The 20,539-nt window shown below is 49.8% G+C and carries 21 protein-coding genes; 7 read left to right on the top strand and 14 right to left on the bottom strand.

Annotated elements, in window-relative coordinates; translation table 11 throughout:
• Positions 1-26: 26 nt before the first annotated feature.
• From NT073_RS20025 to NT073_RS20035, 3 genes are all read right to left on the bottom strand, one after another.
• Positions 27-500: a nucleoside triphosphate pyrophosphohydrolase family protein gene (locus tag NT073_RS20025; protein ID WP_297376938.1), complete on the bottom strand. Its 474-nt coding sequence runs from the start codon at positions 498-500 to the stop codon at positions 27-29.
• A 99-nt stretch (positions 501-599) separates the two neighbouring features.
• Positions 600-1,163: a hypothetical protein gene (locus NT073_RS20030; RefSeq protein ID WP_297376941.1), complete on the bottom strand. Its 564-nt coding sequence runs from the start codon at positions 1,161-1,163 to the stop codon at positions 600-602.
• An 86-nt stretch (positions 1,164-1,249) separates the two neighbouring features.
• Positions 1,250-2,296 carry a cytochrome c peroxidase gene (locus tag NT073_RS20035; RefSeq protein ID WP_297376943.1) on the bottom strand — a complete coding sequence of 349 codons (1,047 nt, stop codon included), beginning with the start codon at positions 2,294-2,296 and terminating at the stop codon, positions 1,250-1,252.
• Between the two features lie 223 nt (positions 2,297-2,519).
• On the opposite strand from NT073_RS20035, the gene NT073_RS20040 reads away from it, so the two are divergent.
• Complete coding sequence (locus NT073_RS20040) at positions 2,520-3,431, top strand: hypothetical protein (RefSeq protein WP_297376945.1); 912 nt, start codon at positions 2,520-2,522, stop codon at positions 3,429-3,431.
• 20 nt (positions 3,432-3,451) lie between these two features.
• Here NT073_RS20040 and NT073_RS20045 read toward each other — a convergent pair whose 3' ends face one another.
• From NT073_RS20045 to aroQ, 6 genes are all read right to left on the bottom strand, one after another.
• Positions 3,452-4,636: a M20/M25/M40 family metallo-hydrolase gene (locus NT073_RS20045; RefSeq protein ID WP_297376946.1), complete on the bottom strand. Its 1,185-nt coding sequence runs from the start codon at positions 4,634-4,636 to the stop codon at positions 3,452-3,454.
• 108 nt (positions 4,637-4,744) lie between these two features.
• Positions 4,745-6,934: a glutamine synthetase III gene (locus NT073_RS20050; RefSeq protein WP_297376948.1), complete on the bottom strand. Its 2,190-nt coding sequence runs from the start codon at positions 6,932-6,934 to the stop codon at positions 4,745-4,747.
• Positions 6,935-7,062: 128 nt separating this feature from the next.
• A complete protein-coding gene (locus NT073_RS20055; RefSeq protein WP_297376950.1) occupies positions 7,063-8,097 on the bottom strand; it encodes a glutamine synthetase beta-grasp domain-containing protein in 1,035 nt (344 codons plus the stop codon).
• A 331-nt stretch (positions 8,098-8,428) separates the two neighbouring features.
• Complete coding sequence (locus tag NT073_RS20060; RefSeq protein ID WP_297376952.1) at positions 8,429-9,004, bottom strand: MarC family protein; 576 nt, start codon at positions 9,002-9,004, stop codon at positions 8,429-8,431.
• A 75-nt stretch (positions 9,005-9,079) separates the two neighbouring features.
• The gene (locus tag NT073_RS20065; protein ID WP_297376954.1) at positions 9,080-10,090 is read right to left on the bottom strand and encodes an aminotransferase class V-fold PLP-dependent enzyme; all 1,011 of its coding nucleotides are present in this window, start codon (positions 10,088-10,090) and stop codon (positions 9,080-9,082) included.
• Positions 10,091-10,154: 64 nt separating this feature from the next.
• Entirely contained in the window at positions 10,155-10,583 is a 429-nt protein-coding gene (gene aroQ, locus NT073_RS20070; RefSeq protein ID WP_297376956.1) for a type II 3-dehydroquinate dehydratase, read from the bottom strand.
• Between the two features lie 78 nt (positions 10,584-10,661).
• On the opposite strand from aroQ, the gene xerD reads away from it, so the two are divergent.
• Complete coding sequence (gene xerD / locus NT073_RS20075) at positions 10,662-11,579, top strand: site-specific tyrosine recombinase XerD (RefSeq protein WP_297376958.1); 918 nt, start codon at positions 10,662-10,664, stop codon at positions 11,577-11,579.
• A 1-nt stretch (position 11,580) separates the two neighbouring features.
• Here xerD and NT073_RS20080 read toward each other — a convergent pair whose 3' ends face one another.
• Positions 11,581-12,117 (bottom strand): hypothetical protein, encoded by a 537-nt coding sequence (locus NT073_RS20080; protein WP_297376960.1) that lies wholly within the window; start codon positions 12,115-12,117, stop codon positions 11,581-11,583.
• A gap of 76 nt (positions 12,118-12,193) precedes the next feature.
• Between NT073_RS20080 and NT073_RS20085 the strand changes: the two genes are divergently transcribed.
• Entirely contained in the window at positions 12,194-13,390 is a 1,197-nt protein-coding gene (locus NT073_RS20085) for an aminotransferase class V-fold PLP-dependent enzyme (RefSeq protein WP_297376962.1), read from the top strand.
• 51 nt (positions 13,391-13,441) lie between these two features.
• On the opposite strand, the gene NT073_RS20090 is transcribed toward NT073_RS20085, so the two are convergent.
• The 3 genes from NT073_RS20090 to NT073_RS20100 are packed head-to-tail and all read right to left on the bottom strand — an operon-like array spanning position 13,442 to position 14,597.
• Complete coding sequence (locus NT073_RS20090) at positions 13,442-13,831, bottom strand: VOC family protein (protein ID WP_297376964.1); 390 nt, start codon at positions 13,829-13,831, stop codon at positions 13,442-13,444.
• A gap of 11 nt (positions 13,832-13,842) precedes the next feature.
• On the bottom strand, positions 13,843-14,037 hold the full coding sequence (locus tag NT073_RS20095; protein ID WP_297376966.1) for a hypothetical protein: 195 nt from the start codon (positions 14,035-14,037) through the stop codon (positions 13,843-13,845).
• Between the two features lie 56 nt (positions 14,038-14,093).
• Positions 14,094-14,597: a histidine phosphatase family protein gene (locus tag NT073_RS20100; protein WP_297376968.1), complete on the bottom strand. Its 504-nt coding sequence runs from the start codon at positions 14,595-14,597 to the stop codon at positions 14,094-14,096.
• 259 nt (positions 14,598-14,856) lie between these two features.
• Between NT073_RS20100 and asnS the strand changes: the two genes are divergently transcribed.
• The 4 genes from asnS to NT073_RS20120 all read left to right on the top strand — a co-directional run bounded on the left by asnS (position 14,857) and on the right by NT073_RS20120 (position 19,333).
• Complete coding sequence (gene asnS / locus NT073_RS20105; protein WP_297376970.1) at positions 14,857-16,296, top strand: asparagine--tRNA ligase; 1,440 nt, start codon at positions 14,857-14,859, stop codon at positions 16,294-16,296.
• Between the two features lie 89 nt (positions 16,297-16,385).
• Positions 16,386-17,468 (top strand): complex I subunit 1 family protein, encoded by a 1,083-nt coding sequence (locus NT073_RS20110; RefSeq protein ID WP_297376972.1) that lies wholly within the window; start codon positions 16,386-16,388, stop codon positions 17,466-17,468.
• A 99-nt stretch (positions 17,469-17,567) separates the two neighbouring features.
• Positions 17,568-18,383, top strand: a complete 816-nt coding sequence (locus NT073_RS20115) for an ion transporter (RefSeq protein ID WP_297376974.1) — start codon at positions 17,568-17,570, stop codon at positions 18,381-18,383.
• Positions 18,384-18,640: 257 nt separating this feature from the next.
• On the top strand, positions 18,641-19,333 hold the full coding sequence (locus NT073_RS20120; protein ID WP_297376975.1) for a phosphatase PAP2-related protein: 693 nt from the start codon (positions 18,641-18,643) through the stop codon (positions 19,331-19,333).
• Here the strand turns inward: NT073_RS20120 and NT073_RS20125 are convergent.
• Positions 19,312-20,361: a BamA/TamA family outer membrane protein gene (locus NT073_RS20125; RefSeq protein WP_297376977.1), complete on the bottom strand. Its 1,050-nt coding sequence runs from the start codon at positions 20,359-20,361 to the stop codon at positions 19,312-19,314. The two genes, NT073_RS20120 and NT073_RS20125, sit on opposite strands and share 22 nt — an antisense overlap.
• Positions 20,362-20,539 lie beyond the last annotated feature (178 nt).

Consider the following 20,539-nt stretch of genomic DNA (forward strand, 5'->3'; position numbering starts at 1 on the left):
CGATGGCGTCGTGGATTATAAATCACTTACTGAACATTTTGCAGTATGCCTTCCAGATCGGCGGGGGAGTAATTGACGCTTTTGAGCGTTTTACGGTCGGCATCGCGGTAAACCAGGTATTTACCATCCGATTCGATATAGTGGCAGGGCACTCCTTTGGCCTGATACTGGGCTACGGTGGCTTCGGCTTCTTCAACGGTCACGCAGGCTTTGCTCATGTTCGACCGTTGTACTTCGTCGAATAAGGTTTTGAATGAGTCGCCGAGGCCGAATTCAAGAACCGCGCCCGACAGCACATACTGCAAATCGCAAAGGGCATCGGCTACGGCGACAATATCGCCCTCGGCAATGGCTTCACGAAGTTCATCCAGCTCTTCGGCAAGCAACGAAACCCGCAGTTGACTACGTGCTTCGGATGGAATTTGGGGGGTTTCTAAAATAGGGGCATGAAAGGTGCGGTGGAATTCCGCCACCTGGTTCAGTGAGTCCGGTTGTTGCATAGTCTGGTGGTTAGGCGTTATGCATGAAGCGTGTAGAATGAAGAATTCAGGAATGTCCTTCAATTCTTTACTCTACACGCTTCATACTTAACTAGTACGTTATTCTTCGTCCTCGGCGCTGGAGAACGAGTAAAGGGTGGTGTCTAATGAAAGCGTATTGGCCTGAAAATGAGTGATGAATCCTTCGATCACTTCGTCGGTTATTTCGTCAACGTTCAGACACACGTCGAGGGCAATGCCATAATCGGAATCCATATCGACTTCTACGTGTTCCTGCACCTTAACCGTCTCCGTTTCTTCGATCTCCTCGATGATTTCGGTTAAGGCTGTTTCGGCTTCCTCTTCCAGCTCGGGCGTAATTTTATAATTTGACTTACGCTCTTCGGGCGGCACGTAGGTCGGGAAGGTTTTCTGAACTTCCTCAACGGCCATTTCATAAACTAAACTGCTATGGTGAAGCCGTAGCGTGTAGACCAGTGTATCGAAAATAACCTCCTGGCCCTGGTATTTTCCCGGAAACTGAATGTGGCGGCATTCGCCTTCTTCCAGTACGTCCAAATCGTCATCTTCTACATAGATAAACGATTTGCCTTCCTGGAGGCACTCCTCTTTGAGTGCGCTGATTTCCTCAGGGTCGAACCCATCATTTTTATAATTTGCCATGTGACAAAGCTACTATTTCTAACTCAGAAACCATACCGGCATCCCGTTGATGAGCGACTATCCGAGCGCACGGACAACTAAAGGCATTACCGGAACGGATCGCCGTACTTTGGGTCCTGGATGATGGCCGTATCGGTTAGTGTGTTCAGGAAGGCGATCATGGCCGCCACATCCTGAGGAGGTACGCCATGCGCTGGTACAGGCTGAGGGCCGCTGAACATAGCATTTAAGTCAGTTATCGTTCCTGCGTGAAATAAAAACTTTCGGGTACCAATGTTCCGCAATGATCCGCTTTTAAAGCGGTTTTGACCATTGATGCCCGATTCGACTGGAAAGGCAAAACCCCCGGCGGGTGTCGATGTAATAAACATGGGGGGCGTGTGGCAACCCGCACAGGCAATACCCCCTCCTCCCGGACCCGGGTTGGGGGCGGTCAGAAAAATCTGCTCGCCACGCGCTTCGGCAGCTGTGAAGGCTTCCAAACCCTGTTTTACCCGGTCGTATTTTGATTGATAGGAAACGATGGACCGCTCAAACTGCGCCAGTGCTTTGGCAATCCGTACCGAGTCAATTACGGGACTGCCAAACGCTTTCTGAAATAAATCCGGATAGTAGGTCAATGACTTGACCCGGTTTTCGAGCTCGGTCAGCGTCAGGCCCATTTCCAGCGGATTCTGAATGGGCTGTAAGGCTTGTTTTTCGACAGTAGGCACGCGCTCATCCCAGAACATTCGCCCCGATTTGTAAAAACGGATATTAAGTAACGACATTGAATTGCGTGTTGTACGGGCGTTGGCAAACCCTTTACTTAATGCCACGTCATCATCAAAAGCAGTGACTTGCTTGTGACAACTCCCGCAGCTAACCGTCCGATTCAGAGACAGGTTTTTATCATAAAATAGCACCCGTCCCAGCGTAGCGCCATCATTTGTTATTGGATTATTTGCCGGACTATTGTCTGTAGCCACCAGTGCCTGTTGAATATGCGCTGGTAGCTCAACCAGATAATTATACGAGACCAGTTCGGGCCGGGCAGAACCCGCAGACACGGCTGAGTCGAGAGGCTCACCTGGTTTAGCACAACTTTGCAGAATTAATAGCGATATGGCAAGAATGAAGCGTAGTTTTTTCATGTAATATGGGTTTACATCCTTAAACGACATTCGTCTGAAAACCCTACGGCTTACTTTCCTTTATGCCCCAACTTATTGATTTATTACCTCAAGCAGGTGTATTTTTTAGGTGTAATCTCTTTCCCTACACCAATGAATATCAGCGCTTCGGCAACATCCTTCGCACCAGTTGCGTACCTGTCAGTGTAACTTTGTCTAGTTTCCTGTAAAACCATCATTACCAATGAAACACATCTCGCTTCTTTCTTTTCTGGTCGCCTTATCCATGTGGGCGCAGGCACAGGAGGTTGTGATCGATACAACTTATTACGCCCCACCACCCGTTGTGCGTCGACGTGTCCTGATGGCTGATCCCGACCAGAACGTGAACACATCGAAAGCCCGTAGGCAAGCTGACAAGCGGCACGAATTACTCGAACAGCTCAATGAAGTCCAAACTTGGTACGTTGGAGCAGAAGGTGGCCTTCGCAGCGATGGCGGTATACTTAGTAACTCCCTCGACGGATTGGTGAGCACCCTTACCCAGACCAAAATAAACTGGGGCGTTTACCTTGGCTACACGTACCGAAACGGCTGGGCTTTTGAAACCGGTTATACGCAGTCGCCAACTCACCTGAATATCACAATTGCCAACGGCTCAAAACCGTTGGTTTTTAACTACCAGAATACCGGATTCGGCATTCCGTTCCGGATAAAACGGCGAATCGGTCTGGGCTCCCGCGTAGCTAATGGCACCGGTTTCTGGCTCACGGCAGGAGCCTGGCTTGTCCCCAACGGCAGCGGCCAGATGGGTGAGTTTAGCCTGATTGGGTACACGTACCGGGGGCGGAACCGCTCCGATACGATTAGGTTGACCAATACAACAACCGTATCGAAGAGTATTACGGGGCTTGCGGAACTGGGAGTAGAATATGCCGCCCGCTTATCTCCGCAACTCGAACTTGGGTTCTATATGCGTAAATACTGGGGCTTGGGTAATGCCCTCCGGTCTGACCTGGCTTATACCGTCAATAAAACGTCCTTACAAACTGCTACGGTCGTTGCAAATGGTACCGGCTGGGGATTTGGTGCGTCGTTACGGTATATCTACGGTCGGCAGTATGAAATGAAGAAATCGGCAAAACTAACCCGCTGATTTTTACGGTTCACGAACAGCTAAACGTTTTCATCGTCGTTCACCCATTTCCGGACAACTGCTTCGGCAAGGTCGATAGCGGTGTAAACCGGCGTCGGGTCAACATGGGTCAGCGTATCGTTGAGCTGATGAATACGGGGCATTTGTCCTTTTTCATCCAGCGCACAGAGTGTCAGCACGGGAATTTTATTCCGGACGAACCAGACACTATCGAAGTCGGCGGTATGCAACTGCCCTACCTGCGCCCTGTCCCGGAAGGCTTCGGTTTTGAGCAATTGGCGGGCAATCCGGGTAGGCGCGTTATTATACCGGATCAGTTCGGCGGTGCCGGTTTGTTCCACAATGGTTAGTGTTCCGGCACCCAGCGTGTCGAAGTTTATGGCGAGCGTCTGCGCCCGATTCCAATTCTTTATATGGGTTCCCACGTACTGATAAGCGCCAATCATTCCCACCTCTTCGGCGCTTGTCAATACGACCTCAATGCTCATATCGGTTAACTTAGCCTGAATGAGCTGATCGGCGGTAGCGAGGGCGGCTGCAACACCCGTTGCATTATCGCTGGCACCGTTGGTATATCCTTTAAGCCAATACCCCACGGTGCCAATTATCGCCTGTGCGACGAAATAGGCCATCAGACTATACCGCAGGTACGAAATATATGGCCGTCCAATTCCTGCGACTTCCAGCAATACCATTGCTCCCGCCAGCAACATAAGCCATAACGATACGATGAGCGATAACCGGAAGCGACCCTGTTGGTTCGGGCCATACAGCAGAGATACCGGCGCGGTATCGTAATGCGCCATCAGAATGACTTTTCGGGCTGTTGCCCCTGCGGCAGGCCAACGGCCAATTACGTTGTAGGCCGTATGCTGCACCGGAAACCGCGTGATGAATGAGTACCGCCAGTTGAAATAGAGCCACCCTAGCCAGATAAAGTACCAAACTAATCCGATAGCCACCCCCGTGACCGGAATTAACGCCAGTCCTGTCAACAACCCACCCATGAGCCAGTAAACAACAGTAGCATAGGTTTTTGGTGTTTCGAATGCCTGTTTCTCAACCGAAACGCCCATCTCTGTCAGATAGCCCTCTAACAAACTGGCAGCTTTGGCTTCATTAGCGGTAGCGGCTCCCCGATGGGGCAAGGCCGTAAGTTCCTCCAATATTGTCTGAACCGACGGACGGCCCTGTGAACTTCTCATCAGTTAATTAATTTACGGGGATTCAATTTAACCTATTTACAAACATGGGGTTATTGGCCATTCCTGAAGATATGGCCAATAACCCCATGTTCATTCAAAGAAGATGGATTACTTCACAAAAAGCAGTTCCCGGTATTTCACCAGCGGCCAGTCTTCATCATCGACGACCTCTTCGAGTTTGTCCACTTCATACCGAATCAGATCGAAATGATCTTTTACCTCCGTCGCATAGAGTTTAGCGCGTTCGCTGGTATCGGTCACATTGTTCGCTTTCTTCCGCGACTCAATCATGGCTTCGACGCCTTTTTTAATCATGATAACACGGGTAGAGATTTCGCGCAAAATGTCCTTAATCGGCTCGGCTTCGGCGGTCATGCCCAATTCCACAAGATTCCGGGCTGTTTCGGCCAGTTTATTCTGGTATTTCAACGCGGTTGACACCACGTGGTTCATGGCCAGATCGCCCATCACCCGCGATTCTATCTGCACATTCTTGATATATTTCTCCAGCTCGATCTCGTAGCGTGACTCCACTTCGGCATGGTTCATAACGCCCGTCCGCTCGAACAGGGCCAGCGATTCGGGCTGAACAAACACACCCAGTGCTTCGGGCGATGATTTTATATTTGATAATCCCCGGCTGGCGGCTTCTTCTACCCACTCATCCGAGTAGCCGTTCCCTTCGAACAGAATCCGTTTAGAGTTGGCATAGTACTCTTTCAGGATGTCGACAATTGCCAGTTCTTTCTTCTCACCCCGTGCCAGACGCGCATCGAGATCAAATTTGAATTTATTGAGCTGATCGGCCACAATCGCATTTAAAACCGTCATGGTGGATGCGGAGTTAGCCGAACTTCCTACCGCCCGGAACTCAAATTTATTACCCGTAAAGGCAAACGGCGATGTTCGATTACGGTCAGTATTGTCGCGCATCAGGCTTGGAATCCGGTTTAGGCCCAGTTTGTAATACACATTATCGCCCTTGTTGACTGTTACTTCCGATTTGGTTTCCAGATCATTCAGGGTCTGCGTCAGGGCTTCACCCAGGAATACGGACACAATGGCGGGCGGTGCTTCATTCGCCCCAAGGCGGTGCTCATTCCCGGCCGAGGCAATACTGGCCCGCAGTAAATCGGCATTGTCATGAACAGCCTTAACCACATTGACCAGAAACGTCAGAAACCGAAGACTCTCTTTTGGTTTGGTGCTGGGAGCCAGCAGATTCACGCCGGTATTGGTCCCCATCGACCAGTTGTTGTGCTTACCGGAGCCGTTGACACCCGCGAATGGCTTTTCATGAAAAAGTACCTTTAGGTTATGCTTCGCAGCAATTTTCTCCATCAGGTCCATCAGAAGCGCGTTATGATCGACGGCCAGGTTGACCTCTTCAAACGTTGGCGCTACTTCAAACTGGCCCGGCGCTACCTCATTATGCCGGGTTCGGACCGGCATGCCCAGTTTCATGGATTCGAACTCAAAGTCGACCATAAACGCATTGACACGCGGAGGAATCGACCCAAAATAGTGGTCTTCCAGCTGTTGCCCACGGGCGGGTGCGTGCCCGAATACGGTGCGGCCCGCCAGCACTAGATCAGGCCGGGCATAGAACAACGCCCGGTCAACAACGAAATATTCCTGCTCAGGTCCCAGCGTTGGAGTTACTTTGGTAATGTTCCGGTCAAAATACTGACAAACGGCCGTGGCGGCTTTGTCCAGTGCATTCAGGGCTTTAAGGAGTGGCGTTTTATAATCCAGAGCCTCACCCGTATAGGAAATAAAGACAGAAGGAATACACAGGGTTTTACCCCCGGCCCCATTATCCATCAAAAACGCGGGCGACGAGGGGTCCCAGCCGGTATAGCCTCGCGCTTCGAAGGTGTTGCGAAGACCGCCATTGGGGAACGACGATGCATCGGGCTCCTGCTGCACCAGAGCACTTCCTTTAAATTTCTCGACGGCTTTCCCTTCCATGGTGATGTCGAAGAAGGCATCGTGTTTTTCGGCGGTTTCACCCGTCAACGGCTGAAACCAGTGGGTATAGTGCGTCGCTCCTTTCGACGTGGCCCACGATTTCATGGCTCCTGCTACCTCATCGGCAATATTTCTGTCTATCTGGCCATTCGTATTAATGGCTTCTGTAACTTTTAGATACGCTTCGGGCGACAGCAAGGCCCGCATCACTTCACTGCTAAAGGTGTAACTACCAAAAAAATCGCCGACGCGCTCAGTTGGTGCGGCTACCGGTACGGCATGGCGACTCTGAGCAACTTCAAGAGCTTTGAAACGAAAATTAGACATTGAAAAGGCTTTATGATTTAGGTTTAAAATTTTAGCCAAACATACACGCCTTATAAACAGATTACAATGGAAACAACAAAAAAGCCCGGCCATTCTGGTAGCCGGGCTTTGATATATATGGATTCTGACTAAACTGTTTCCAGTACGTCAGCCGATTTAACAGTTTTGATGATCACAGCGGCAACTTTGTAGGGATCAGCCGCCGAGTTTGGCCGACGATCTTCCAGCCAGCCTTTCCAGCCGCGCTCCACAGTGGCGATGGGGATACGGATCGAAGCACCCCGGTCGGAGATACCGTACGAGAACTGATCGATCGACTGGGTTTCGTGTTTACCCGTCAGGCGCTGCTCGTTGTCTGCACCGTAAACGGCGATGTGCGCTTTGATCACATCGGCTGGCGAGAACGAATTACAGATTTTATCGTAAACCTCTTTACTTCCCGATGTACGCAGGGCGGTATTCGAGAAGTTAGCGTGCATACCCGAACCATTCCAGTCGGTAGCACCCAGTGGCTTACAATGCCAGTTGATAGAAATGCCGTATTTCTCACCGATGCGCTCCAGCAAATAGCGGGCTACCCAAATCTGGTCGCCAGCATCTTTAGCTCCTTTGGCAAAAATCTGGAACTCCCACTGACCCGTGGCTACTTCAGCATTGATACCCTCTACATTCAAACCAGCTTCCAGACATACATCAAGGTGTTCTTCGATGATGTTCCGGCCATAGGCATTTTGAGCACCTACCGAGCAATAGTATGGACCCTGCGGACGGGTTGGGAAACCTTCAGCCGGGAAGCCAAGTGGCTTGTCAATAGCCATATCCCACAGGAAGTACTCCTGCTCAAAGCCAAACCAGAAATCGTTGTCATCATCCTCAATTGTAGCACGGCCATTCGAAACGTGTGGCGTACCGTCGGCATTGAGAACTTCACACATCACGAGATAACCGTTCTTACGCTGTGGATCAGGGCAGATAAAAACCGGCTTCAACAGACAGTCGGAAGAACCGCCCTCAGCTTGTCCGGTTGATGAACCATCGAACGACCACATTGGGCAATCTTCGAGGCTACCCGAGAAATCAGCCTCAATTTTAGTTTTGGAACGTAAGCTTTGGGTGGGCTTGTAGCCGTCGAGCCAAATGTATTCTAACTTAGCCTTTGCCATGATGTACAAGTGGATTAATTGAATAGGGGTTTTGTCACAATACTTTCAGCAAATATAGTATCGGTTTACAATAAAAAATAAATGCCATTAGCGCCTTATACCGTATTTCTTACTGATTTTATGGAATTATTATAATTAAAGTTTGTTCTGTACATTATTTCGCAACATTTGACCCTTTTTTTTATCAGTTTCTAATTTCAGCCAGCTATCAAAAAAAAGGCATGCCCAAACGCAAAGTTGCTTTGCGTTTGGGCATGCCAGCTTAAAAAAATGGTAATATTCCTTAAATGTATCTTTTCAGCAACCGGAAGCCAGTTGTTGATAACAATCTTTATAATCCAGGTATCAAGTTGGTTTTGACGAGTTTGATGGCGATGGCCAGTAGAATAATCCCGAATATCTTACGCAAGACCGCCAGCCCACCCGAGCCTAGGCGGGTTTCGAGCCAGCCCGATGATTTGAGCACGACATAAATCAGCACGAGGTTGAGCACAATCCCGATCACTATATTCAGCGTCTGGTACTCGGCCCGTAATGAAATGATAGTTGTCAGGGTACCTGCTCCGGCAATCAGTGGAAAGGCAATCGGAACAATGTGCGTAGCCCCTCCACTGGTTTCTTCGGACTTGAAAATGGTCCGCCCCAGAATCATTTCCAGCCCAATCAAAAAGATAATCAGTCCCCCCGCTACGGCAAACGACTGAACATCGACGCCAAACAGTTTCAGAATCCTCTCCCCAACAAACAGAAAGGAGATCATCAACACACCCGAAGCAAACGTAGCTCGCTCCGATTCTATTTTACCGGCTTTTTTACGCAGGTCAATAATGACTGGCAACGACCCGACAACGTCGATGACGGAAAAGAGAATGAGCGTGACCGAAGCAATTTCTTTAAAACTTAACATGGCAGGACAGAAACAGGCTGTTTGTTATGCGTCTACTCAATAAGCGGCTACTTAGCCGCTGCGCCTGTTCATGCCTTAGTATGACCGAAGAAACTGCGTTAAGGTTCCAATCTCCTCGTCTGTTATAGCCGGGAAGTTGGCGATTCGGAAGGTTGTGCTCTTCCAGTCGCCGTAACCGTTGCCCAGTGTAATGCCCTTATGCTGAGCCGCTTTTTTTACGTTAGCCACTTCCTGCTCATCGCCCTGCACCGCAATAACGGTGTCAGACCGGGTGGCGGGGTCGTTGATAAGAAGGCGGAATGGCGTAGACGACATCTCCTTCTCAAAAAACGTGTACCAGTCAGCAGCCCGCCTTTTTGTGATCCCATCCACGAGACCAATAGGTGGTATTTGCTGCAACACCCGCATCAGCATATAGATGCCTAAGCCGTTAGGTGTATAGGGCGTTTGAAATTTCGAGAAATTCTCGTGAATAAACAGGAGACTATTGTAATGAGCGCTCTCCCCTATTTCTTCGGCCTGTTTCAGGGCGGCTGGCGAGTAAACAAGCACCGCCAGACCCGCCGGAAGCCCAAAACATTTCTGAACGGAGGCAAACCAGACATCGGCCAGCGACCAGTCGAACTTAACCCCTGCCATGGACGAAACGGCGTCGACTGCAATCAGGGCCGAAAAGTCCCGCCGAAACTGGGCCAGTGTCTCCATGCTGACCTGCGTACCGTTAGATGTCTCGTTCTGCACAATACACAGCACATCGGCGTCACTTAAACTGATCGGAGGTTTTATCTTGTAGGCGTATTCAGCCCATTTTTTGCCAAAGGCCCCATTGTAAGGGTGCAGGCTAGATACGGCCGTGAGCGACTGAGCTACAATTTCCCAGCATTCCGTTGCCGACGATACCAGTGCAATGTGATAATCGGCCGGGATATCGAGTTTTTCATGGAGCAGCCTGACGGTCTCTTTCACAATATCCATAAACCCGGCACTACGGTGGTTCAGGCTTACAATGCCCTGACGCACCGCATCAGCAGCATAATCGGCAACCTGCGGGTAAACTTTCGACGGACCGGGGTAGAAGGTGATCATGATGATGTAAGATGTAGGGGTATAGGATGTAGGGTATTAGTATCTGCAAAAAATATATCCTACATCATACTTCATACTTCAGTAAATACCGCACCGCCATCTCGTATCCCATCAGGCCAAGACCAACGACAACGCCTTTGCATTTGGCCGATAAATAACTGTGATGCCGGAACGATTCGCGGGCATGAACATTTGAGATATGTACCTCTACAGCGGGCGCCGTAACGGCCGACAGGGCATCTGCAATAGCGATAGAGGTATGGGTGTATGCCCCGGCATTAATGACGATGCCATCTATGTCGAAGCCCAGTTCATGAATTTTATCAATCAGTTCGCCTTCGTGATTCGACTGAAAATAGCGAAGTTGCACGTCGGGAAACTGGGCTTCGAGCGTTTCCAGATACTCCAAGAAGGAGCGATTACCATAAATTGTCGGTTCGCGCTTGCCCAACAGGTTGAGATTGGGGCCGTTAATGATAAGAATTTGTTTCATCGTGCAGCACCGACCGGGACGATCGGCTGTAAACTAGTTAACTTTCTATTCAGCCGACCGGGACGGTCGGCACTACGTATGTGGCAAAGTTATATAAACGCCTTTAAGAACTACCTCAAACTCGAACGGTCGCTGGCCGAAAATTCGGTAGAGGCCTACCTGCACGATGCCGAAAAACTATACCAATACATACTCCTGACCGACCCCGCCCGGACGCCCATGCAGGTTACGGAGAAAGAATTGATGAACTTCCTGAAGTATCTGGGTGAGTTGGGTTTATCGGCGCACAGTCAGGCCCGGATGCTGTCGGGCATAAAATCGTTTTTCAAGTACTTGCTTCTCGAAGGATTAATTGAGCGTGACCCAACTCAGTTATTAGAATCCCCCAAACTGGGCCGTAAGCTTCCAGATACCCTGAGTTTTCCTGAAATAGAAGATATGCTGGCGGCCATTGACCTTTCCACGCCCGGCGGCACCCGCGACCGGGCCATGCTGGAGGTGCTGTATAGTTCGGGGCTGCGCGTTTCTGAACTGCTGAACCTGCGTTTGACAAACTGTTTTTTTACCGAAGGTTTTGTGCGCGTTCTGGGAAAGGGCGATAAAGTACGGCTCGTACCAATTGGCGAAGATGCCATGCATTACACCCGTATTTATGTTGAACACGTTCGGCAAAAACTCGATGTGCAAAAAGGCGATGAGGATACTATTTTTCTCAATCTGCGCGGCAAACAGCTTTCACGAATTTCGGTCTTTACAACCATTAAGAAACTGGCCTCCGACGTGGGCATCAAAAAAACGATTAGTCCCCACACCTTCCGGCATTCGTTCGCAACGCACCTCATTGAAGGGGGCGCCGACTTGCGGGCCGTTCAGCAAATGCTTGGCCATGAATCCATCACCACAACCGAAATCTACACCCATCTGGACCGGGATTATTTACAACAAACCCTGAAAGAGTATCACCCCAGAGCCAAGGAACAGCAGATGCGGAGGTAAATCAGGCTTCGATAGACGCTTTTTCACCAACAAACTGTTGATGCGGGTGCTTGAACAAGACATTGAACGAGGTCAGGCTCCCATAAATACGGGTAATGTATTGCTGGATATTTACCTTTTCTTCATCGTCAATACTACTGGCGTTCACGCGCTGTTCCAGAACCCGAAGGCGGTCGCGCACCATCACGATCTTATGAAAAAAGGCGTCAATCGGCATTTCTTTCGAGGACAAATCAGCTCGGCCGGGTTTAAAAATGAGCTTACCCCCTTTCCATTTATCGCCCAGCGGAACAACTTCTGTCTGGTCGGCCCAGCGCAGGAGAACACGCGTAATCGACTGCTCTACGTCGAATAAGCTGACCAGGTCATTATCCGGTTCTATGGCCTCAATGATGGTCAGGGGTGCGTCGAATTTAAGTATCTTCACGCCCTGTTCGAAGAAGGTGACGATGTATCCGGTTGATTTCAGATTAATGACGACGCCGTTGCCGAACTCCTCGTGCTGAATGCGTGAACCAATGCCCAACAGGGTATTCATAAAAGGAACTGTTTATACATTTCATCGACGTATTTACAAACCCCGTGCCAGAACAATTAACTGATCAGCCTTTTCTATGCGTACTGTCGCGTCTCAACTAACTACCCAAAAAGATAAGTTCTCTCTACCAGACGGCATTCACTACCTGAACTGTGCCACGCGTGCTCCCCTTAGCCGAACGGTGGAGCAGGCTGGCCTTGATGCCATCCACCGCGACAGCAACCCATTTGGACTGCGTCCCGACGACTTTTTCAGTGGGGCTATTCGTGTTCGAGCCTTATTCTCCGACCTCATTAACAACCCGGACCCGGATCGAATTGCAGTGGTACCTTCCGTTTCGTATGGCATGGCAGTGGTGGCAAGAAATCTGCCAAACAAGCCCGGCATCAGGGCCGGTCAACACATTGTACTGGTTGGCAGTGAATTCCCCAGTGATGTGTATGCCTGGGATCGGGTTTGTATTGAATTGGGGCTGACGATTAAAACCGTTCCGATGCCCGATGAGTTTCCGCGGGGTCCACGCTGGAACGAACGGCTGCTGGACGCGATCGACAGCCATACGGCACTGGTAATCGCTCCTCCTGTTCACTGGATGTATGGTATCCGCTTTGACCTGGAGGCAGTAGGGCAACGGGCGCGCGAAGTAGGTGCCTGGCTAGCCGTAGATGGCACGCAGGCGATTGGGGCCTTGCCGGTCAACATGGCGGCTATTCAACCCGACGCCGTAGTTTGTGCAGGCTATAAATGGCTGATGGGGCCCTACTCCCTTGGTCTGGCCTACTATGGACCAGCTTTTGATGACGGTACTCCGCTGGAAGAAGGCTGGATGAATCGGTTGGACAGCAATCAGTTTCATAAACTGATGGATTATCAGCCCGTTTATCGCCCTAAAGCGTACCGGTATAATGTAGGTGAACACACGCATTTTGTGCAGATGCCCATGCTCGAAACCTCGCTGGAGCAACTTCTCGACTGGCAACCGGAGCGGATACAAACCTACACAAATGAGCTTATGCAGGATGCCTGGCCCGCCCTGGAACAACTTGGTTGCCAGATCGAACCGCTTAACGGAACTCAGGGCCGAAGCCATCATCTGGTCGGCTTGTGGTTGCCCGAACACACCGACCCAATGGCTGTGCAGCAGGCACTACAAGCCGAAAAAGTATCCGTGTCGGCCAGAGCCCGTGCATTACGCATTGCCCCGCATGTTTACAACACACCTGAGGATGCGGACGCACTGGTACGGGTCCTGACAAAAGTGTTGACTATGTAGAGACGTAAGGTATTACCGGTCCGCCGACCGTCCGCGGCTGCGGTGCGGTCTCTATAGTTCGTAAAATTCCAATGGTAAATCATCTGGGTCGGCGAAGAACGTAAACCGCTTTCCGGTATGAGCGTCTACCCGGACCGGCTCAGTTTCTACTCCGTTTTCGTTCAGGTGCACTATAGCGGCATCGAGGTTTGGTACGGCAAAGGCTAAATGGCGTAGGCCCAGCGCTTCAGGTCGGGACGGACGTTTAGGCGGATCTGGAAACGAAAACAGTTCGATTATATACTGACCGTTCAATGCCAGATCAAGCTTGTATGAATTTCGCTCGGCCCGAAAATACTCTCCCAGAATAGACAAACCCAATATTTCCGTGTAGAACCGCTTCGATCTTTCGTAATCCGAGCAGATAAGGGCAATGTGATGAACTGCAGCGAGGTTGAGCATATGGATATGGACTAGGGCGTGAGTAACGTATCGGTAGCCAACGTATCTGTCGCTACGCCGTCTTTTACCGTGGGTAAAGCGCGTTCGACTTCCCGGCGTTTGTTCCAGGGTGCCGTAGTTCGACGTCCCATATCAATGGCAATTAAAATGACGATTGATGTAAAAAGAATAAAAACGGTGATGAAAATTTTACGGTTTCGGTTCATACCATGCTTTAAGTTATTCCTGTAATGCGAGAATCTTAGCGACGGCATTACGCCAATTAGTCCTGCGAAAGTTGCCGGGGAGCTATCTGAAAGGCGACTCTCCCTGTCCTGCCTGATACTTCCGACCAGTTGACATCGTCAAATGTAACCGCAACAACGGCTCCTTTGCTCATGGAGCCAATACTTTGGTGGGTTAAAAACTCTGCCAGATACGACACATCAGGATTATGGCCCACAATCATTGCCGATTTCAGATGATCAGGCAATGCATTGATGGCTGCCAGATAAGCTTTGGGCCCACCGTCAAATAACAGGTTATTCAGTTGAATCGTTGCCGGATCAAACCCAATCTGCTCGGCAATTACTTTGGCAGTATCTTTGGCACGAGGGGCCGTACTGCTGATCAATACATCGGGCACAATTGCCTTTTCGTGAAGGTATCGGCCTATCCGGGCAGCGGCCATGATTCCATCGGAGGTTAATTGACGATCGTGGTCGGCCATAAAAACAGCGCGATCTTCCGCTTTGGCATGTCGAACGATAAAGAGTGTAATTGGCATCTTAGAGAAAGGTAGACTGCAAAAATAAGAGGGTATTATGCCCCTAACCAACCAGTAACCAACAAGTTTCCCATATGGCTTGTTTTTTTACTCATATCAAAAAAAACTAAAGTTGAAATAAACCTGAAGAATGTATTATCGCGCAAACGCCCCAGGCTGCACGGCTTCAACTTTGCAGGTGTATGAATCTATTTGTGGGCGTTTCGCGTGACAATCCGTACTTTTGCGCCCACAATCACTATCCGGTCGCTGTTTTAGTATGAGTTATCAATCCATTCAACAGTTATTAAAAACCGCCCCAACTGGCACAGAAGTGACCGTTAAGGGGTGGGTACGTACCAAGCGGGAAAGTAAAAACGCAGTCTTTATCGCCCTGAATGATGGCTCTACCATCAATACCATTCAGGCGGTGGCCGAAGCGGGTCAACTTCCCGAAGAAACCCTGAAACTCATAACGACCGGTGCTTGTCTGGCCGTTACGGGTCAGTTAGTAGAATCGCAGGGAGCCGGACAGGCGGTTGAGGTTAAAATTGCCAACGTGACTATTTACGGCACCGCCGACCCCGATAAGTATCCGCTGCAACCTAAACGGCATTCGCTGGAGTTCCTGCGCGAAATTGCCCACCTGCGGCCCCGTACCAATACATTCAGTGCTATATTACGCATCCGGCACGCCCTGGCATTCGCCGTCCATAAATACTTCAACGACAACGGGTTCTATTATTTGAACACCCCCATCATTACGGCTTCCGATGCCGAAGGAGCCGGTGAAATGTTTCGGGTGACAACCCTCGACGCGACGAAGCCTCCTTTAACGGAAGACGGCAAGGTCGATTACAGCCAGGACTTCTTTGGCCGCGAAACCAACCTGACCGTATCGGGTCAGTTGGAAGGCGAACTGGGCGCAATGGCGCTGGGCAAAATTTATACGTTTGGCCCTACGTTCCGGGCCGAAAACTCCAACACCACCCGTCACCTTGCCGAGTTCTGGATGATTGAGCCTGAAATGGCTTTTTATGAACTGGAAGACAACATGAATCTGGCCGAGGATTTTGTCAAAACCGTTATACGGTACGCACTGCAACACTGCGCCGACGATCTTACCTTCCTGGATTCGCGGTTGAAAGATGAAGAAAAGACTAAGAAAAAGGAAGAGCAGAGCGAGTTGGGTTTACTCGAAAAACTTCAGTTTGTGATCAGTAACGAATTCGTTCGGCTGACGTATACCGAGGCCATCGATATTCTGGTGAATTCCAAACCAGCGAAGAAAGGCCAGTTCCAATACGAAGTAAGCTGGGGCGTCGATTTACAGTCGGAGCATGAACGGTATCTGGTGGAAAAGCATTTCAAGAAACCGGTGATCCTGACCAACTATCCCCGCGAAATCAAAGCGTTTTACATGAAGCAGGATCCGGATGGTAAAACCGTTCGGGCCATGGACGTTCTATTCCCGGGCATCGGCGAAATCATTGGCGGCTCCCAGCGTGAGGACGACCTCGACAAGCTCACTGCCCGAATGCAGGAAGTAGGCATTGAACCCGAAGCCCTGTGGTGGTACCTCGACACGCGCCGATTCGGCTCGGCACCCCACGCCGGCTTTGGCCTCGGATTCGAGCGACTGGTGTTGTTCGTAACGGGCATGGGCAACATCCGCGATGTGATCCCCTTCCCGCGCGCTCCAAAAACGGCTGAATTTTAATTTTTAGCTGATAAGTCAGTAAGTGGCGAATACCAAAGCACAACCAGCTCATCAGCCACTTACTGACTTACCGACTTACTGACTTACGCATGCTTGCACTCCCCATTTTTCTCGCGCTGGCCTCTGGCTTTGTAGTCGTTGGTGTTTACACGGAACGAAAGGTTTCTGCATTCATGCAGGACCGGCTTGGTCCGATGGAAACGGGTAAATGGGGATTGCTTCAGCTTTTTGCCGACTTACTGAAACTCCTTCAGAAAGAAGATATCGTTCCAACGGCGGCCGACCGACGGCTTTTTTTGCTGGCCCCAGCCATTATTTTCGCGTCGGTCTTCGCGGGTTTTGCGGTACTTCCTCTGTCGCCGGATTTACAGGGTTCTGGGGCATCCGTTGGCGTTTTCTACCTGATGGCTATTGTTTCCTTCGACGTAGTCGGTATCCTGATGGCGGGTTGGGGCTCCAATAACAAGTACTCGCTCTTCGGTGCCATGCGGTCGGTAGCACAGATTATTTCCTACGAGATACCGCTTGGGCTTACTATTCTGTGCGTGGTCATGATTTGCCAGACGCTCAACTTGCAGACGTTAAGTTTCCAGCAGGGTATTTACACCCACGAAACAAACTACCTTTTCGGCTTAAAAGCATTGGGTATCGATGTTACCGGCTGGGGGGGAATTTTCTCCTGGAACATCCTTCGGAACCCCTTTTTACTCATTGCCTACGTCATCTTTTTCATTTGTACACTAGCCGAAAGTAACCGGGCGCCCTTCGACCTGCCCGAAGGCGAATCGGAAATCGTGGCCGGCTTTCATACCGAATATTCGGGGATGCGCTTTGCGTTGCTCTACCTGTCTGAATACGCCATGATGCTGCTTGTCTCTTTTCTGGGAGCCGTACTGTTTCTGGGAAGCTGGAATACGCCCCTGCCCAACATCGGGCCGGTCAGGCTGGCCGACTGGACGAGCGGAGCACCGGGCACCTTATGGGGTAACCTGACGGGTGGTTTCTGGCTGCTTTCCAAAGTATTTTTTGCGGTGCTGCTGCAAATGTGGGTGCGCTGGACGTTTCCCCGGGTTCGGGTCGATCAGATGATGTATTTATGCTGGAAAGTACTAACCCCGGTTGGCTTGGTTCTCTTGCTCATTTCGGGTATCTGGCGGTTATTAATGGTGTGAACCCGGCCCATCAATTCCCGCAACCGCCTAAGTAGCCCTCACTTACGATACAATACAATGGTATACAGGGAGTTGAGCTTATAAAACGACACCAATACTATGGAATCCCGATGGCAACGTTTTCGGCACAGACTGCACGAGATAATCTTTGAAGCCGATACCTGGGCTGGCCGGGCTTTCGACATTACGCTGCTTTTTTTGATAATGCTGAGTGTACTCGCTGTTATTCTGGAGAGCATACCCGCGCTGGCTCGTTCGTATGGGCAGTATTTCGATACTATAGAGTGGCTTTTTACCGGTCTTTTTACGATTGAATATCTGCTCCGTATTATCAGTATCCGGCAACCTATGCGCTATATGACCAGCTTTTTCGGGCTCGTCGATCTGCTGGCTATTTTGCCAAGTTATCTTGGCTTATTTTTGTTTGGTGCGCATGAGCTGGCGGCTGTCCGTATTCTTAGGCTGCTCCGTATTTTTCGAATCTTGAAACTGGGCGAATACACCTCTGCCGCATCAATACTCGCCTATTCATTACGGGAAAGCCAGGCCAAAATTACTGTCTTCTTCGTCGCCATTTTTACTTTAGTCGTTACACTTGGCTCTATGATGTATGTGGTAGAAGGGCACGCCAACGGTTTTGAGAGCATTCCACTGAGCATTTATTGGGCGGTTATTACGATCACAACCGTCGGCTACGGCGATATTGTACCGAGCACGGCCATGGGCAAATTCATCGCTACCATTATCATGCTACTCGGGTATGTCATTATCGCGGTGCCAACCGGTATTGTAGCGGTTAGCCTAACGGCGGCCAACAAAAAGTACGAGATTTCAACCCAGGCTTGTCCAAATTGCGGACGGCAAGGCCACGACCCCGATGCTGTCCATTGTAAATATTGTGGCAGTGCTCTGTAACCCGACATTGGTTTCCAAAACCATCTGCTAAGATCTTTCTCTGGCCAATTGCCCTTACGTTACTTTTTCGGTTTATCTACTGAGGAACTGTGCACAAAGCGGTTCCATTGATCGTTTTTGTGCTCTTTACAATGGCGTCATGCTGCTTCTCCTGAACAGAAGCTTTGTTAACTATTCCCAGTCAGTTGGGTTCGATTAGAAGATAAACGTTAATTTTTCTTTCTACTTCGTAAATTTGCGGCCTTTTACAAGTTTACATGTCAATTCTAACACCTAATCCAATCGGCGATTTTGTCTGGCAAAAAGCCTGGCAATTCCCGTCATTTCGCAGGAAATTCATACTGGGCATCATCCTCGTCCTAATCTTGTTGCTCACGTTTCCGTATTTCTTTCAAACGATTCAGCAGCATTCTGGCCCGGTCTTAAACGATTGGGTACTTAATCAGCTACCCGCACAGGATGTATCCCTGGGTATCTTTTTATCAATATGGGCCACGGCTTTGTTGTTGTTGATCCGCGCCCGGCGAAGTCCCGCCATTTTTATGATGTTCATCTACAGTTACCTGATAGTCAGCCTGTCACGAATGATCAGTATCAACCTGGTGCCCCTCGATCCACCGGTAGGGCTTATTCCGTTGATCGACCCGCTGAGTAATGCCTTTTACGGCAAGACGTTCATCACCAAGGACCTGTTTTATTCAGGCCATACATCGACTATCTTTTTGATGTTCTTATGTTTACGCCGACGGTGGGACCGCCTTTTTGCCTTTGTTGGCACCCTCATTGTAGGAAGTTTACTGCTGGTTCAACACGTTCATTACACCATCGATGTAGTGGGTGCATTTGTCTTCACTTATCCTCTTTACTGGCTCGGGAAAAAGTTTGCTCTGAGCGGTTGGAACACGCTCACTTTAGAGGATAACAAGGTTCAGAACGCTTCGCCTAACTGAAAGTACAGTCCGTGGGAATGACTCTGCCCAATTCCCCATCCGTAATCAACGCGGAGATTAAGTCGCTCTTTACGGTTAAGCGCCAGCCGTAATCCTCCGCCGTAGGAATAGTTGAGGTCCTGAAAATTCAGGTCGAATAAATGATTTCCCACATTACCAACACCGGCAAACCCTACGGCGCCAAGTCGCCAGATTATCGGAACTCTGTATTCGGCCTGTACCACTACCTGGTTTTTACTTCGGAAACGACCATCGTAAAACCCTCTCATGCTGTTGGAGCCCCCAAAGCTCGCCAGGCTCCGTAGCGGGGTATCGCCCGAATTAAAAAAGCCGTAGGCCTGAATCGCGAACACCTGTTGCCGGTAAAGCTGAATAAAGCGCCGAAAATCAACTACATAGTTTGTGTAGCGAAAGTTTGAACCCAGAATCGGCGAAAACGTATTGAAATAGACTTGTAAAAAACCACCTTTATCCGGGGCAAAGGCATTATTTCGGGAATCGTAGGTGATACTCAGCCCACCACCCGATACATGGTAGGGGCTCCGCCCGGGCACAGCCAACTGGTCGAAAAGGCCACCGGGCAGATAATCAACATCCAGCAAGCGCTGATATTCATACAGTATGCCCACAAATATTCGCTCTCTGAGCTTGCGCTGGGCATGTAGGTAAATGTAATACTGCTGGAAGGTGTAGGCCTCTTCCTGGCTGTCTGGCGCATCTTTACCCAGGCCCCAGAACTTATCCGGAAAATGGCTGTAGGATAGTTGATAATTCAGGATTACCCGTTCGCCGGGGAAGTAAGTAGTACCATTGATGGCCGCGATAAATTGTTTCCGCAACGAGTACAGGGCGAGCATCTGCGCATTGGATGTTCGGGTGATGGTATCGTGCCGGTTGAATTGGAATGTGAAGGAGCCCGCTAACCCAACCGACCAATCTGTTTCAATAGATCGGGCAATTAAGGGTAGAAGTAGGGTATTTCTGGTTTTTACAAGTTGATTTGGTACGGCTTCGCGGGGTAACTTCAAACTATCTGACTGGCCGAACGAGGCATGCAAACCTCCCGCCAACAAGCTGATTAACAGCAAAATCAACCTTCTATAAAGTAAACTATGCACAAGAACTCAAATGACCGTTTATTAAAGTCACATTAATTAAATTGCGGCAAAGTAATCCTAAAATTGTAAATTTCGTAGATTTGAGCCT

It is taken from the genome of Spirosoma sp., assembly GCF_026391055.1.
In the GTDB taxonomy this organism is placed as follows: domain Bacteria; phylum Bacteroidota; class Bacteroidia; order Cytophagales; family Spirosomataceae; genus Spirosoma.